The sequence below is a fragment of the Corynebacterium macginleyi genome (genome assembly GCF_003688935.1).
GTDB lineage: Bacteria > Actinomycetota > Actinomycetes > Mycobacteriales > Mycobacteriaceae > Corynebacterium > Corynebacterium macginleyi.
The window spans coordinates 41521-56516 of the sequence record NZ_REGE01000011.1; the positions used below are offsets into that span (position 1 = coordinate 41521).

At 55.6% G+C, this 14996-nt stretch carries 13 protein-coding genes; 6 read left to right on the top strand and 7 right to left on the bottom strand.

The genetic code is table 11. The features are described 5' to 3' along the window. Window positions 1-3: 3 nt before the first annotated feature. The gene (purE, locus tag D9V82_RS08205) at window positions 4-504 is read left to right on the top strand and encodes a 5-(carboxyamino)imidazole ribonucleotide mutase (protein ID WP_121911917.1); all 501 of its coding nucleotides are present in this window, start codon (window positions 4-6) and stop codon (window positions 502-504) included. 350 nt (window positions 505-854) lie between these two features. On the opposite strand, the gene D9V82_RS08215 is transcribed toward purE, so the two are convergent. From D9V82_RS08215 to D9V82_RS08235, 5 genes are read right to left on the bottom strand one after another with little or no spacing between them, the layout of a single operon-like run. Further along, a complete protein-coding gene (locus tag D9V82_RS08215) occupies window positions 855-1763 on the bottom strand; it encodes a ribokinase (RefSeq protein WP_121911919.1) in 909 nt (302 codons plus the stop codon). After that, a complete protein-coding gene (locus D9V82_RS08220; RefSeq protein WP_121911920.1) occupies window positions 1760-2674 on the bottom strand; it encodes a substrate-binding domain-containing protein in 915 nt (304 codons plus the stop codon). Before D9V82_RS08220 ends, D9V82_RS08215 begins: the two co-directional genes overlap by 4 nt. Before the next feature lie 10 nt (window positions 2675-2684). Beyond that, window positions 2685-3626, bottom strand: a complete 942-nt coding sequence (locus tag D9V82_RS08225; RefSeq protein WP_121911921.1) for an ABC transporter permease — start codon at window positions 3624-3626, stop codon at window positions 2685-2687. 12 nt (window positions 3627-3638) lie between these two features. Beyond that, window positions 3639-5186: a sugar ABC transporter ATP-binding protein gene (locus D9V82_RS08230; protein ID WP_121911922.1), complete on the bottom strand. Its 1548-nt coding sequence runs from the start codon at window positions 5184-5186 to the stop codon at window positions 3639-3641. Then, a complete protein-coding gene (locus D9V82_RS08235) occupies window positions 5183-6172 on the bottom strand; it encodes a LacI family DNA-binding transcriptional regulator (RefSeq protein WP_121911923.1) in 990 nt (329 codons plus the stop codon). The genes D9V82_RS08230 and D9V82_RS08235 overlap by 4 nt, the downstream gene beginning before the upstream one ends. Before the next feature lie 478 nt (window positions 6173-6650). Here D9V82_RS08235 and D9V82_RS08240 point away from each other — a divergent pair, with 478 nt between their 5' ends. The 5 genes from D9V82_RS08240 to galK are packed head-to-tail and all read left to right on the top strand — an operon-like array spanning window position 6651 to window position 11863. Further along, a complete protein-coding gene (locus D9V82_RS08240) occupies window positions 6651-7628 on the top strand; it encodes an aldose 1-epimerase family protein (RefSeq protein ID WP_234456431.1) in 978 nt (325 codons plus the stop codon). 19 nt (window positions 7629-7647) lie between these two features. Then, the gene (locus D9V82_RS08245) at window positions 7648-9297 is read left to right on the top strand and encodes a sodium:solute symporter family protein (RefSeq protein ID WP_121911925.1); all 1650 of its coding nucleotides are present in this window, start codon (window positions 7648-7650) and stop codon (window positions 9295-9297) included. Between the two features lie 10 nt (window positions 9298-9307). Next, window positions 9308-9550: a cell wall anchor protein gene (locus tag D9V82_RS08250; protein WP_121911926.1), complete on the top strand. Its 243-nt coding sequence runs from the start codon at window positions 9308-9310 to the stop codon at window positions 9548-9550. Continuing rightward, window positions 9550-10644 carry a galactose-1-phosphate uridylyltransferase gene (galT, locus tag D9V82_RS08255; RefSeq protein ID WP_121911927.1) on the top strand — a complete coding sequence of 365 codons (1095 nt, stop codon included), beginning with the start codon at window positions 9550-9552 and terminating at the stop codon, window positions 10642-10644. Before D9V82_RS08250 ends, galT begins: the two co-directional genes overlap by 1 nt. Next, window positions 10637-11863 carry a galactokinase gene (gene galK, locus D9V82_RS08260; protein ID WP_121911928.1) on the top strand — a complete coding sequence of 409 codons (1227 nt, stop codon included), beginning with the start codon at window positions 10637-10639 and terminating at the stop codon, window positions 11861-11863. The genes galT and galK overlap by 8 nt, the downstream gene beginning before the upstream one ends. Window positions 11864-11910: 47 nt before the next feature. On the opposite strand, the gene D9V82_RS08265 is transcribed toward galK, so the two are convergent. Further along, on the bottom strand, window positions 11911-12954 hold the full coding sequence (locus D9V82_RS08265) for an RNase H family protein (protein WP_121911929.1): 1044 nt from the start codon (window positions 12952-12954) through the stop codon (window positions 11911-11913). An 826-nt stretch (window positions 12955-13780) separates the two neighbouring features. Further along, a complete protein-coding gene (locus D9V82_RS08270; protein ID WP_167449761.1) occupies window positions 13781-14992 on the bottom strand; it encodes a tyrosine-type recombinase/integrase in 1212 nt (403 codons plus the stop codon). Between the last annotated feature and the right edge of the window lie 4 nt (window positions 14993-14996).

Sequence of the window (14996 nt, forward strand, 5' to 3'; positions counted from 1 at the left end):
ATTATGGAACCGCAGGTAGGAATCATCATGGGCTCAGATTCGGATTGGCCCACCGTCGAACCCGCAGCGGAAGTCCTCGCGGACTTCGGCATCCCCTTTGAGGTTGGCGTGGTCAGTGCCCACCGCACCCCGGAAAAGATGCTGGCCTACGCCAAGGGAGCGCACTCCCGCGGCCTTAAGGTCATCATCGCCTGCGCCGGCGGCGCCGCCCACCTGCCAGGCATGGTTGCTGCGGCTACCCCGCTGCCAGTTATCGGCATCCCACGCGCGCTCAAGGATCTCGATGGCTTGGACTCTCTGCTTTCTATCGTGCAGATGCCTAGCGGCGTTCCCGTGGCCACCGTCTCCATTGGCGGGGCAAAGAACGCCGGCCTGCTGGCCGCCCGCATCCTGGGCGCCGGAGACCCCGCACTGCAAGACAAGATGGTCGCCTACCAAGAAAAGATGGCAGAAGAAGTCGAGCAGAAGGATAAGAACCTGCGCTCGAAGCTGCTAGGGGAGTAGGGAGGAGACTCCAGCCAGCTATCGTTGAGAATTCTTGGAGTCGTTGTGGAACCACTCTTTGATCTGCATCCAGAGCAATCCACCAATAAAAACGACGAAACCTAGTACATAAGAAACCCAGAATTCTTTCGGTACCGATTCTTCGCCATTGAAAAGCCACTCAGTGCCGCCAAGGTAAAGAGCAAAAGGTAAGGGGACAAGCAGAAATATCAATAGCGAGATTAAAAAAGCTTTCCATTTTTTAGGCTCGTTTTGCTGCTTTTTCTCCCCATTTTACTTTCCTTTCCAAGGCTTTAATGCATGATGAATCGTGTGAGCTTTCATTTTCGGGAGTTTAAAGCCAGACACTCCTATTTCTGCGTGACCTCTGGCAACCTCGAAGAGGTCGTGGGGTAGGACGGCTGGGCGCCGGCGCTAGTGGCGGCAAAGGCACCGACGCGGGCGGCGAAGATGGCGGCATCGACAAGCGTGGCGCCTGCAAGGAGCTTGGTACAAAAGGCTCCGGCAAAGGCATCGCCGGCGCCCGTGGTATCGACTGCGGTGATCTGTGGGGTGGGGATGTCCGTGCTGGATTCGGGCGTTGCTACGTAGGCGCCTTCGGCCCCAAGGGTCAGCACGACCGATTTAAAGCCGGCGGAAACCAGGCGGTGGGCGAGCTCGCGCGGGGTGCCGGTGGAAGAAAGACCTAGTTGCTCGAGGATGAGGCCGGCCTCGTGCTCGTTGGCCATGAGGGGATCGGCTTGCAGGAGTGCGTCGCGGTCTACCTCGATGACCGGGGCGAGGTTGACAACCACGCGTCCTTGGGCGGCATCGACAGCAGCTTTGAAACCGGAGGCGGGAATTTCGCCCTGGAGCAGGACTACGTCCGCATCGGCGATGGTGGATTGGCGGGCGGTGACGAAGGGGGCATCGACGAGAGCGTTCGCGCCGGGCGAGATGACGATGGTGTTTTCCCCATCGGCGGAGACCGTGATGACCGCTAAGCCGGTAGTGGTATCGGACTGTTCGACCGCGCTGAGATCAATGCCGGAGCTGTGCATGTAGTGCATGGCGGGCTCGGCGTAGGGATCGGAGCCAACCGCGCCGACAAAAGCCACGTTGGCACCTAATTGCGCGGCGGCGACCGCCTGGTTTGCGCCCTTGCCACCTGCAAGGATCTCGCCGCCAGAGCCCAGCAGGGTTTCGCCGGGGTGGGGGTGGCGTTCGGCATGGACAATAAGGTCAGCATTAATCGAGCCGACGACGGTGAGTTTGCTCATTGGAAATCCTCTACGGTGTCTTTGGTGACGGTAATTACCTCAACGGGGACATTCTTTTTTGCGCTCTCGCCATGCAGAAGCGCTGCTGCTTGTTCAATTGCGCGGGCACCAAGCTCGGCAGGCTGCTGGGCGATCGTAGCTTCCAGCTTGCCATCTTTTACTGCTTTGAGTCCGTCAAAGGTGCCATCGAAGGCAACAATTTTGACTTCCTTGCCGGCTCTCGAGCCCAGGGCTTCAACCGCACCTAAAGCCATCTCGTCGTTTTCGGCAAAAATGGCGGTGATATTCGGGTTCGCCTGCAGCAGGTTGGTAGTGACGTTAAGGCCTTCCGTGCGGTCGAAATTCGCGGACTGTTTGCCAGCAATCTTGATATCTGGGTACTGCGCGATTCTATCCTCAAACCCTTTGCCGCGCTCGCGCGAAGCAGAAGTACCGACGGTTCCTTGCAGGATCAAAATATCGCCTTTTTCTCCGATCGACTCTGCGAGTTTGTCCGCCGCTTGGGCGCCACCGGCAACGTTGTCAGAAGCCACCAAGGAATCTAGTTCTACGCCGTTGACATCTCGGTCGACTCCGATAACAGGCACACTATCATTTTTAATGCTCCGTACGGCGGGGGCGACGGCATCCGAATCGGTGGGGTTAATGACAACTACTTTTGCACCCATGGATGTTGCATTTCCCAACTGGTTGACCTGTTGGGCTGCGTCATCGGAGGCATCTTGGATATCGAGGGGAACGTCTAGCTCTTTAGCCTTACTTTGTGCACCACGGAGTAATTCGACGAAAAAGGGATTAGTTTGCGTCGAGACGGAAAGGGTGATGCGGTTTCGGTCCTCCTCGGAGCGATTACACGCGGCAAGGCCTAATGCGAGAGCTGGGACGATGAGCGGGGCTATCAGTTTCTTCATGGTGTCCTGCCTAATTCGCGGTTTTATTGCGGAATACGTCGAAGCCTACGGCCAGGGCGATGACCAAGCCGATGACAATCTGCTGCCAAAAAGAGGAAACATTCAGCAGGTTCAAGCCGTTGCGAATAACGGCCAGTAGGATAGCGCCAACAAGTGTGCCTGTGGCTTTGCCTTGCCCTCCGGAAAGGGAGGCACCGCCAATGACTACGGCTGCAATAGCGTCTAGCTCATACCCAGTTCCGGCTTGCGGCTGTGCGGATTCAAGGCGTCCCGCCATGACCATTCCTGCCCAAGCGGCGAAAAATCCTGAAAGCGCGAATACTGCGATTTGGATGCGCCTTACGGGTAGACCAGACAGTCGCGCGGCTTCAAGGTTGCCGCCAATGGCGTACATCGAACGGCCGAGGACGGTGCGCTCTAAGATAAACCAGCAGATAACGCCGGCGGTGACCATCATGATGATGGGGACAGGAAAACCGAATACGTCGCCGCCGAAGGCATTAACCGTGCGTGCAGTTTCAAGGGGTGAGCCCTGCGATATCACGAGAGTGATGCCGCGGGCGATGGACATCATGGCCAGAGTGGCAATGAATGACGGAATTTTTCCCCAAGCCGTCGCCATACCGCAGATGGCGCCAGCAAGAGCACCGACGCATAACCCTATCAGCAGAGTAAGCCAGCCGGGAAGCCCGACATCGGAGAACATGTACGCTGACACCATTGCGCCCAAGGCCGCCACTGAGCCAACAGAAAGGTCAATGCCTGCGGTCACGATGACGAAAGTCATACCAAAGGCCAAGATAGCCACCGTGGCGGCTTGAATACCTACGTTGAGAAGGTTAGCAACGGTAAGAAAATAGGGAGTGGCGATAAATAGCGCGATACACAGGGCGATGAGCCCCAAGAGCGCGCCGTTATTCATGGCCCAGTTGGCAATGCGATTCTTGGTCATGGGTATTCCTTATTATGTAGAGGCGGAGGGTGATGTCGCGGATTCGGTGCAGACCGCGGAGACTTCCCTAGCCGCAGCTACATTAGAAACGGCGAGGGCCATAACTTCGTCTTGAGTGGAATCGTGGGGCAGCTGCCCTACGAGTTGTCCTCCGGACATTACGAGGATGCGGTCAGACATACCGAGAATTTCCGGTAGGTCAGATGAGGCCATGAGGACCGCTCCGCCTCCTGCGGTTATTTCGTTGATAATGTTGTAGATTTCTACTTTTGCGCCAACATCAACGCCGCGAGTTGGTTCATCGAGTAATAAGACTTTGGAGCCGGCCAGTACCCACCGACCGAAGACAGCCTTTTGCTGGTTCCCGCCCGAAAGATCACGGATAGGTTGATTCAGCCCGGCCGTACGAATCCGAAGGGTCTCAGCAACCTCACCAGCCCGTTGGTGTTGCCCTGCACGGTCTGCCAGCCCTACCTTGGCCGTGGAATACAAGGTAGCAAGGCCAAGGTTGTCGGATACGGAGGCATCGAGAATCAGGGCCTGTGATTTACGATTTTCCGGAATATGGCCCACCCCTGCGGCGATAGAGGAACTGATATCACCGTTGGGTAAAGCAGTTCCTGCGACATGTATGCTGCCCGAATCATAGGAATCCGCACCGGCGATAGCACGGATAATCTCAGTGCGGCCGGCCCCCACAAGACCCGCCAGTCCGACGACCTCGCCGGCGCGCACTTCAAATGAGACATCGTGAAATGCGCCTGCGGAGGAAAGGTCTTTAACGTCAAGCAGTGTTTCGCCGGGCTGAGACGAAGCTTCTCGCGGATATTGGTTTTCAATCTCACGTCCAACCATAAGGCGCACCAGCTCGTCTTTGTCGGTATCAGCGGGGACTTCAGCGATGCAGGATCCGTCTCGTAGCACGCTGATAGTCTCTGCAATCCGCGCCAGTTCATCGAGGTGATGGCTGATAAAAATCATGGCGACGCCTTTGGCTTTAAGATCCTCTAATACCGCGAAAAGGGTATCGACCTCCTTGCCCGTTAATGCCGCAGTTGGCTCATCCAGAATGAGGATGCGCGCATTCATCGATAATGCTTTGGCAATTTCTACTAATTGCTGCTTGGCGATGCCCAACTCGCTTACCCGTTGGTCTAAATCAACGTCCAATCCAATAAGGTCTACTGCTGCTTGAGCTTGTGCTTTGAGGTGTTTTCGGTTGACTAAGCCAAACCTATGCGGCGTACGCCCTAGCAGGATGTTTTCTGCGACAGACATCGTGGGAACGAGGGTGAGCTCTTGATGGATTGTGGCGATGCCAAGCGCTTCGGAGGCCTTGGGATCGGGGATTGTTACTGTGGACCCATCAACGAGGATGTGTCCTGAATCCGGCTCGTGTACGCCTGCGATCATTTTAATGAGGGTGGATTTCCCGGCACCATTTTCACCGAGAAGGGCGTGAATCTGCCCGTACCGTAACTCTAAATCCACACCTTTGATAACTTCAACTGGCCCGAAAGACTTAGTAACGTTTTTGAGTTGGAGGACGGCGTTGCTCATGGGTTTTCTCCCTGTACCTCGTGGGCTGTGGACATTCGCGGAATATAGCGGGTGGGAAGGATCTTTCCTTGGGGTTGTCGTTTGTTTTCGATGGCAGATATGAGTTCAGCAGCGGCGGTTCGACCCATGTGAGAGACGTTTTGATCCACAACGGATATTGGGGCTGCTTGAAACCGCAGATAGATAAAATCATCGAAGCCCACGAGTGCGATTTCTTTGCCGATGGACTTACCGGCGTTATGGCAGGCCTCCAACGCGCCGGCAGTCATCATGGAATCGCCGGCAACAATTGCAGTGACTCCCGCGTGGAGCAGATCGATGGCTCCCTTATAGCCTTCCCTGTGCCGAAAGTTACCTTGGTGGATGTGCATGTCCATTCCTTGGGCAGCCTGCTTAAACACAGCAAGGCGCTGGCGGCCAGTAGACGTTTCCTGCGGGCCGGAAAGGTAGCCGATCTTGGTGTGTCCCTTGTTTTTTAGCTGGGTTATGGCGTCGTTGAGTCCGGGGGAGGGGTCTGAGACTACGGCCGGCAGGGAGTTGAGTTCGCGGTCAATAAGTATGAGGGGATGGTGGTCCTGCGACTGTGCCAATGCATCCTGTGCCCCAACGAGTGGTACGGCGATGATGCCGTCGACTTGTCGCTGCCCCAAAGCTTCCAGCGCTGTTGCTAGGCGCTGCGGATCTTCACCACAACTGGTAATCATGGTGGCGATGCCTTGTGTATTTGCTTCTTTTTCCACCGCTGCCGCCATGCCAGCAAAGTAGGGATTATCCAGGCTGGGAATGATGAGTCCGATGGCATGGGAGCGTGCGCTGCGCAAAGCCCTCGCCTGCGCATTAGGCCTGTAATTAAGCTTGTCTGCGATATTTTGAACCCGAGTCCGCGTTGCGTCTGAGATGGAGGTCTTGCCCGCCAATGACCGTGAGGCGGTGGAGATCGACACCCCAGCAGCAGCGGCGACGTCTTTCAGCGTGGTGGTAGCCATGCCGAGCTCCTCATTGTGTGGGGGGATAAACGACGAGGCGTGCAATCGTTTGCACGATTATCTTAACTGTAAGGTTTGGCTCTTATCGGTGTCAAGGGTTCGCGCCGGTTTCAGCTAAAAATCATGGAAAATCCCAGCGTGATCCGATCCTTGTTGTGGGCGCCCGCATTGCCCGCGCGCACGCTGTGGCTGTTAATGTCGGGCAATTATCTGTGCGAGGTTGTAGTTAACCCGGATTCCGTGGTGAGGATCCTACGTCGACGGGGCAGGTAGCGGGGGCGCAATTGTACCGGTGAGATTTCTTTAGCTTAAGGGATGCTGGATAGACATTGCGTGCCGCGTTTGCGGGGTCAGAGATGAAAGTTGATCTCCGAGATATGGTTCCGTAACGATGTGTGGATGTAGACCGTGATAGCCCTGAAATGGGTCAATCTTGCATGTCTCGAACTGGCTAAATATCTCTTTTTAAATCATGGTTATGCAAACGATTGACTTGCCATTGCGCGAGATCTTAAGCTGGTCCCAGCCAAACCTTATAGCCAGAAAGGTCGTTATTATGACCGGTTATACAGCAAATGAAGCAGCCGCTGATATTGAGTGCGTCAGCATCTCTGAGGGCGATTACATAGCCGAGGTTGCCCTCTGGGGCGGAGGCCTGAAATCCTTAACTTTTCAGGGACAGCCACTGCTGGAAACCTATAAGGACAAGCCCCCGATGCTGGCCGGGGTGGTACTAGCGCCATGGCCTAACCGCACTGCAGACGGCCAATTTACCTGGAAAGGTGAGCATTACCAGCTGGACATTACTGAGCCAGAGCTCAATAACGCCATTCATGGTCTCGCAGTGAACTGGTGGAAGTTAATTAAGCAGCATAAAAACGAGGTCACGCTCACTTTTACTATTGGTCCTCATAATGGTTGGCCTTGGACAGTAGAGCTTAAGGCCACCTACGCCGTGGATGCTAGCGGCTTGCATTCCCACTTCGAGGCGGTGACCGAACACACTGATGATATCCCCTTTGCTTATGGGCTTCACCTCTTCTTATCGGCGCAGGCTTCGCCGACGTCCGAGTGTGTATTTAACCTGAATGTGGATGAGCACCATCTTCTGGATGAAAGAAAATTGCCGACAGGTCAGGTGCGGCCGGCCCAGTTGGTGGATATACCGTTGAACCGTGTGAACTGGGATGATTGTTTTCACGGACAAGGCCCGCTGGTCGCGGAATATACCGCCGATGGCCGTGGCGTCCGTTTAGTCATGGATCGCGGCTTGGAGTGGGTGCAACTGTATACCCCGGATAGTTTTCCCCGCGATGGAGACCCATCGGGCAAGGCTCTGGCCGTTGAACCGATGAGCGCGCCACCTAATGCCCTGCGCAACGGGATAGATCTTGCGCGACTTACTCAGCACAAGCCGCAGATTTTTAGCCTGCATCTGTCTGCCGTGCAAAAATAAAAATTGAGAAAGGTCAGTGATGGAAACAGCTGAATCCGTCTTGAGGCTAGACGCCTCATGGGTGGACTACTTGGTGGTCGCCATTTACTTCCTATTCGTTCTGGGAATTGGTTGGGCAGCAAAAGCCCGAGTCTCAAACTCCATCGACTTCTTTTTATCTGGTAGGGGACTTCCGGCTTGGGTAACCGGGCTGGCCTTCGTTTCTGCCAATTTGGGGGCGGTGGAGATCATCGGTATGTCCGCCAATGGCGTTGAGTACGGCTTCCAGACTATGCATTACTTCTGGATCGGCGCTGTTCCTGCCATGGTATTTCTCGGCATCGTGATGATGCCGTTTTATTACGGTTCCAAGGTGCGCTCGGTCCCAGAGTTTATGCGCAAACGCTTTGGCAATGCAGCACACTTGGTCAACGCGATTTCCTTCGCCATTGCCCAGCTGCTTATCGCCGGAGTCAACCTTTATCTCTTGGCCACCATCGTTGAAGCTTTACTGGGCTGGCAGATGTGGGTGTCGTTGTTGGTAGCCGGAATCATTGTGCTGTCTTATATTACGTTGGGCGGCCTATCAGCAGCGATTTACAACGAGGTTTTGCAGTTCTTTGTCATCGTGGCTGCACTGGCGCCACTGACCATCATCGGCCTTAATCGGGTCGGTGGGTGGAGCGGCCTGAAGGGTGCTGTGGCTGAAGAATCGCACTTCCACACTTGGCCGGGTACGGAGATTTCCGGCTTTGATAACCCGGTATGGTCAGTCATTGGCATCGTCGTGGGCTTGGGTTTTGTTTTGTCCTTTGGTTACTGGACCACGAACTTCGTCGAGGTGCAGCGCGCAATGGCCTCGGATTCCATTTCTGCGGCACGCACGACACCGATTATTGGTGCTTTCCCCAAGATGTTTATCCCATTCTTGGTGGTCATCCCCGGCATGGTTGCTTCCGTGTCGGTGGCGGACCTGATGGAAGAACGCGCCGAGCCGAACGATGCAATCTTGCTGCTTATGCGCGATTTGCTGCCCAATGGTCTTTTGGGCGTGGCTATTGCCGGTCTGCTGGCCTCCTTCATGGCTGGTATGGCCGCCAATATCTCGGCGTTTAATACAGTTATCTCCTATGACATTTGGCAAACCTACGTGGTCAAAGATCGCGAAGACGGTTACTACCTCAAGTTCGGCCGTGTGGCCACGGTGGGGGCTACCGCGGTTGCCATCTTCACGGCGCTGTTGGCGCAGAACTTTGGCAATATCATGGATTACTTGCAAACGCTCTTCGGATTTTTCAACGCGCCGCTTTTCGCCACCTTCATCTTGGGCATGTTTTGGAAGCGAATGACCCCGCATGCAGGCTGGTCTGGGCTGGTCGCTGGCACGGCATCCGCCATAGTGTTTTGGTATGTCGCTACTTTCACCGATGCCATCAATCTGCCAGGCCAGGGCACTGCGTTCGTGGCTGCTGGTGTCGCCTTCGTTGTGGACATCCTCGTCTCCATCATCGTCAGTATGGGCACCCAGCCCAAACCGGAAAGCGAGCTCGTGGGCTTTGTCGCTTCCGTTACTCCACAGGGCCATTTCGCGGACTACACCGAAAAGTCTTTGCCGTGGTACCAGCAAACCGTCCCATTGGGCATTATATGCCTCGTCATTGCCGTAGGCCTCAACATCATCTTTGTTTAGGGAGTAGTTCATGTCTGGTAAAAAACATGCAGGCGCGTTTGACCTGCGCAATGTGATTAGCGCCTTATTAGCCCTATACGGTTTTATTCTCATTGCTTGTTATTTCTTCCTTGACCCTGGCATAAACGCCGATACCGCAATGCCAAAAGAGGCAACCGATAACCTGTGGGCAGGGCTGGGAATGCTCGTTGTAGCGGCACTCTTTTTCGTGTGGGCGCGTGTGAAACCGATCCGGATCCCAGGAGAAGACTAATGGTTGATATCACTCACGCTCAGCTTGCCGATGGCCGCGAAATCATCTACTTCGACGATCAGCCGCATCCCGATCGCGTGCTTGATGATGCCCGCGATATTCCCACCGTTGCTCCAGCATCCGAAATGCGGCGCGATCCATTGACAGGAGACTGGGTTGCTTTTGCCGCTCACCGCATGAACAGAACCTTCCTACCGCCGGCTCATGAAAATCCTCTAGCCCCGACGCGGCCGGATCAACTGCCAACTGAGATTCCCAGTCCCAGCTATGACGTGGTGGTTTTTGAAAATCGCTTTCCCTCTTTCTCCACGGCCGCCACAATCGCGGAGCCGGATAGAGATGAGCTTCTCGGCATGGTTCCCCGTCTGCCGGCTCACGCCCGTTGTGAGGTGGTGTGTTTTAGCGAAGACCCAACTCTCTCATTCCGCGATCTGGCCGAATCTCGTATTCGAACCGTGATCGAGGCCTGGGCACACCGCACCGCCGCACTATCTGCCATCGATGGAGTACAGCAGGTATTCCCTTTTGAAAATCGCGGGAAAGAAATCGGGGTTACCCTCCAGCACCCGCATGGCCAGATTTATTCTTACCCGTTCCTGTCCCCACGGTTGCGCTCGATCGTGGATTCGGTTCGAGCCTATGGCGGCGATCTTTTCCAAGATCTTCTCGATGGGGAACGGGAGGCAGGCGATCGCATTATTGCAGAGACTCAATACTTCACAATATTTGTCCCCGCGGCTGCTAAATGGCCGCTTGAGGCGATGGTTCTGCCCAATGAGGATGTCCCAGACTTTTCAGCACTCAGTGAAGCACAGCGCGCAGTCCTCGCGCGGGTGTTGAAGAAGCTTTATTCTGCGGTCGATCGCTTTTTTGAGGGCGTGGAAAAGACCCCATACATTGCCAGCTGGACACAGGCTCCGGTGGATCCGGAGCTTCGCTCGGGAATCCGCATGCATTTGCAACTATTTTCGCTGATGCGCTCGCCGAATCGCATGAAGTATCTTGCCGGTTCTGAATCTGCGCAGGGAGTGTGGATTAATGACACCACCCCAGAACGCATCGCTGCGCGCTTTAGGGAGGTCTGGGATGCCTAAATGGATTACTACGCGCACAGACGAGGAACTGGCAACCGTTGCCCGTCGGCTTTTTGCGGCGGTTTTTGCTGAACATGAGTCAGATGCTGCTGCCCCTGAGCCCGTTGGGGTGTGGGCTGCTCCGGGGCGGGTGAATCTCATTGGCGAGCATATTGACTATGCCGGTGGCGCATCCATCCCGTTTGCACTCGAGCAAAACACAGCCGTGGCCGTCCGCCCGCGATCGGATGGCGTAATCCGCATTGCATCGGAATTCGATGGGTCCGTCGTTCAAGCTTGTGTTCCGTTGTCTAGCGTGCAACCGGGGCATCCTGCTGATTGGTCAGGCTATGTCGCGGGCACTATCTGGGCGGCTGTTGAGGCTGATTTATTTCAGTGCGATGGACTGGACATAGCGATTGTATCGGACGTTCCCGTTGGCGCTGGTTTATCTAGTTCCGCAGCATTGGAATGCGCTATTGCCGTTGCGGCCTATGAACTCGACCATGGATGTTTACCCGATGATGCAGTCCGATCTGAGCTCGTCGCCGCCTGTATTCGCGCGGAAAACGAAGTAGTGGGAGCCTCCACCGGGGGACTGGATCAAAATGCCAGCCTCTTTGGACAGCGTGGAAAGGCGTTATTCCTCGATTTTTCTACCGGAGCCGTTGAACGCATACCCTTCGATATAGCCTCCCAGGACTTCGTGCTGCTTATTGCGGATACCAACGCACCTCACACGCTTTCTGATGGCAAATATGCCTCCCGCCGCGGGATAGTTGATGATGTGCAATCTAAAGCCGAGTGCACTATCCGCGATATTCCGGAAGCCGTGGATTTTGCCGCAACTGTCGCCGATAAGTCCCCGCACTCGGCCGAGCTTTACCGCAGGCGCGTGCGCCATGTGGTGGAGGAAACTGAGCGCACCTTGCGTGCTGCTTCCGCGTTGTGTGCCTTCGATCTGGATACATTTCGCCAGCTGATGCGAGACAGCCATGTTTCGCTGCGAGATCTATACGAGGTCACCACGCCCGAGCTCGATTCTGCTTTTACCGCGGCAGGTGAGCTCGGCGTGCGCATGACCGGCGGTGGCTTTGGCGGTGCGGTTATCGCCTTAGTGGCGAAGGATGATGTCGATGCGACCGCGTACGCGATTGAAGAGGCAGCGGCGCAGCAGGGCTTCCCCGCGCCGACCTTCGTGGTAGCCCAACCCGGTGAGGGCGCGCGTCGATTGCAATAAGCGTAGTGCTTCTGCTGCGGCGGTAGCTGGAGCTGATCTCGTCTTGTCTATACCGCTTGGAGTGCCTTATTAATCCCGCTTTGTAAAGTCGGCCGGGTTTGCTTCATGGGGTGGGCGATGGCGCGCAGTCCCATATAAGCAATCTGATCGGCGGCACGATTGAGCGGATCTCCAGCATGTCCAAGCACTCGGCGAATATCCACCTCGCAGGTGCCTTCTAGATCGTTCCAGGCCTGTTGGAATCGGGAGCGCGCGCCAGATGATACCCCTCGCCACCTGCGTCCCAGTCGGGCCGTTTTCGAGCCTTTTTTGTGCAGGATGTGGTTGATTGCATCTAAGGCCGCAACGGAGTCGGATTCGATCACGGCCTTCGTCGCACCTATCTTGAGCAGGTATTTTAAGGCAAGCGTGAGCGCTTCAAGTTCCAGTTCGTCGGTGCTGGCTGTCGTTTTGCGGGTGCGCAGGCGGTAGTCACCGTTTCCCGCCACGAAACACATCGAGCCTTTGAATACGGTATCGGAAGAGGCATCGGTGGCGATGCGCACCACCGCGCCCGCCGGCCAAGATGTCGTGTGCGAGAAATTGGGCCACCATTTCGCCTGCGGCGTTTCGACTTGGGTGGCTTCTTTTTTCTTTGGTGCCTCGCCGAGCTTGCGCGCTTTTCGCGCGGTCAAGCCAGCTTGTTTGCGGCGTACGGAGCTCGCGTGCGCTGATGCCCGATTTTCCCCCGCAAAGCTCCCCGTCACCGTATAACCGCGCTTTTCGAGTTCTGAGCGCAGCGCATTTTGCCTGCGACCGGTGACAATCCAAGTGTGCCCATCGATTCCGCGCAGGGCGCGCTGTAGTTCGCGCACTGCAACCTTGACGATATTGCCTTTTTTAATCTGGCCCTTGCGTACAAAGCGTGCCTGCGCTGTATTGACCGCGATGACCCACCCCTCGATGGTTCCATCTTCCGCTGAATCCCAGCGTTCATCCCATAGCGCGATCGCCACATGGACCGGTGCAGATATCATGTCATTGGTGATTTTGCAGGTGCCGTAAGTGCGAGATTGTGTGCCGGTGAGTGCTGAGAGCTCGAGGGGTTCCATTGTTTCTAGTAAATCACGTCCCTGTCCAGCGGTGAATTGTACGCGCCTATTGTGGACCTGGTTCGCGTCGGTTCGTCATAGTTCTAAGAGGCATTGCGGTTTGCCGCGCAAAAGCGCCATAGCGGGGGTAGTTCCATGAACTGCGCAAAGGACAACGCAATAAACAGCTCCAAAAGTGCAGGGTCTTATGCAATAGTTGAAGAAGATTTGCGACATTTGAGGCGTCATTTTGCTCAGTTATTGCAGTGGAGGTTGACCATGGGAGGCTGACCTTCTGGCACTGGTCAAAAGCTACTTGCTGCCTAGTCTTCCGCAGTAGATGCTGACCTTCCGCCCCGTGGATTACTATCCGGTTCAGCGCGGACCCCGGTGAAGACCTCAGAATTTCACCATATGGAGCACCATGCCCAGCGGATTTTTCACTGAGCAGCGATGATAAAGAGCATGTTAAATCATGAGTTCATTAATCTTCGTTACGCAGGCTCAACTAGTCCCTATTATCCCGCGCTGTACGCAGGAGAATTAAAGAGGGTTGCGCCTTGGATTGCAGTGAAAACAACGACGTGGGATAGCTGGCCATGGCATAAACAACAGCTTGCCCTTACTTTAGGGGCTGGGTTAAGTGCGCACAGAGCCTCGTTGGTGGCTAAGTCAGCTGCACGTATTTGGGAAATCTGGGTTATTCCCCGGAGAAATGAGGTCGTTGAACTTGCCTCCCCCTCAGGCAGTATTCCACCGCAAACGCAGTGGCCGCGGAAATATTACCGGATGTCACGCATCAGGTAAAAAACATCCAAGGACCCCACATAAGAAACTAAAACACCAGCTAAGCAGGGGTTCCATAACCATCACACACCACCGTCAACCGAGGCGATCCCGCAGAAATCCCACATCCCAACGCAGAATCAATCACGCCCGCCACACGCTCCCGAGAACCATCTAAAACATGCGTGTACGTCCGCAGCAAAGTCCCCGGCGTATGCCCCAAAACCCGCGCCACATCCTGGACCGGCACACCACCCGTCAACAAAGACGATGCGAACCGGTGCCGCAAAGCATGAAAATGCACCCGCTCCGCACCCACCGCCTTTCCCGCACGGGACACCTTTTGCGCCGCCACATTCGCATGCACCGGCCCGCCACTACTATTGACGAACAGATACCCCTCCGTCCGCCCGCCAATAACGCGCTTAAGTACTGGGGCGAGCTCCCTGGCAATTGGTACATCGCGCCGGGAATGCGACGATTTCAGCTCCACCCGACGCCGGGGGGTCAACCTCGATAGCTGCTTCCTGACCCGAATTACACCCGCCTCCAAGTCCACCTCCTCGACCAGCAGGCCACACAGCTCAGAGATACGCATACCGGTCAAAGCCGCCGTCCTCAACATGTCCGCCATGGTCCTATCCGGCCGGTAGACACACCGCAGCGGCGGCATACCTTTAGGCTGCACCGACATATACTCGACGCCACCCTGCTCCACAGCATCAATAACTCGCTGAATTTCATCCAAAGTGGGAATCTCGTCGGGTTCCACCGCGGTTTCCTTTTTCGGCACCCGCACAGGATTTTTCCCCACCAGGTCATTATCTACCCCGTAGGTGAACGCGGACCGCAGGCAACTCAACGTAATTTGCACTGACCGCCCTGCAATCCCTTTATCATCCGGGGCGAGCCAACTCCTGCACGTACGAAGTTGATTAGCCCACTCATTAACATCGGCGGGAGTGACTTGGCGAGCTGGCCACTGGCCAAGCGGGCCTAAGAGCCGGTCGCGTACGTACCGATACTGGATAAGGCTTGATTCACGCAGCGGACGGTCGTTCATCCACCGGCTGAACATCTCTTTGACGGTAATGTCCTGGTCTGCCTCGGGGAGGTACTTGTGGAGGCGTTTGTCGCGCTCCATTTCCTGGACATGGGCCTTGGCTTCTTTTTGCCGGGTGAAGCTTTTGGAGTGCTCTTTTCCCGCGGGGTCGCGCCAGCGGGCGATGTAGACGGTTTTTCCTGCTTTGGTGAGTCTTTTTTGGATAGCCATTGTG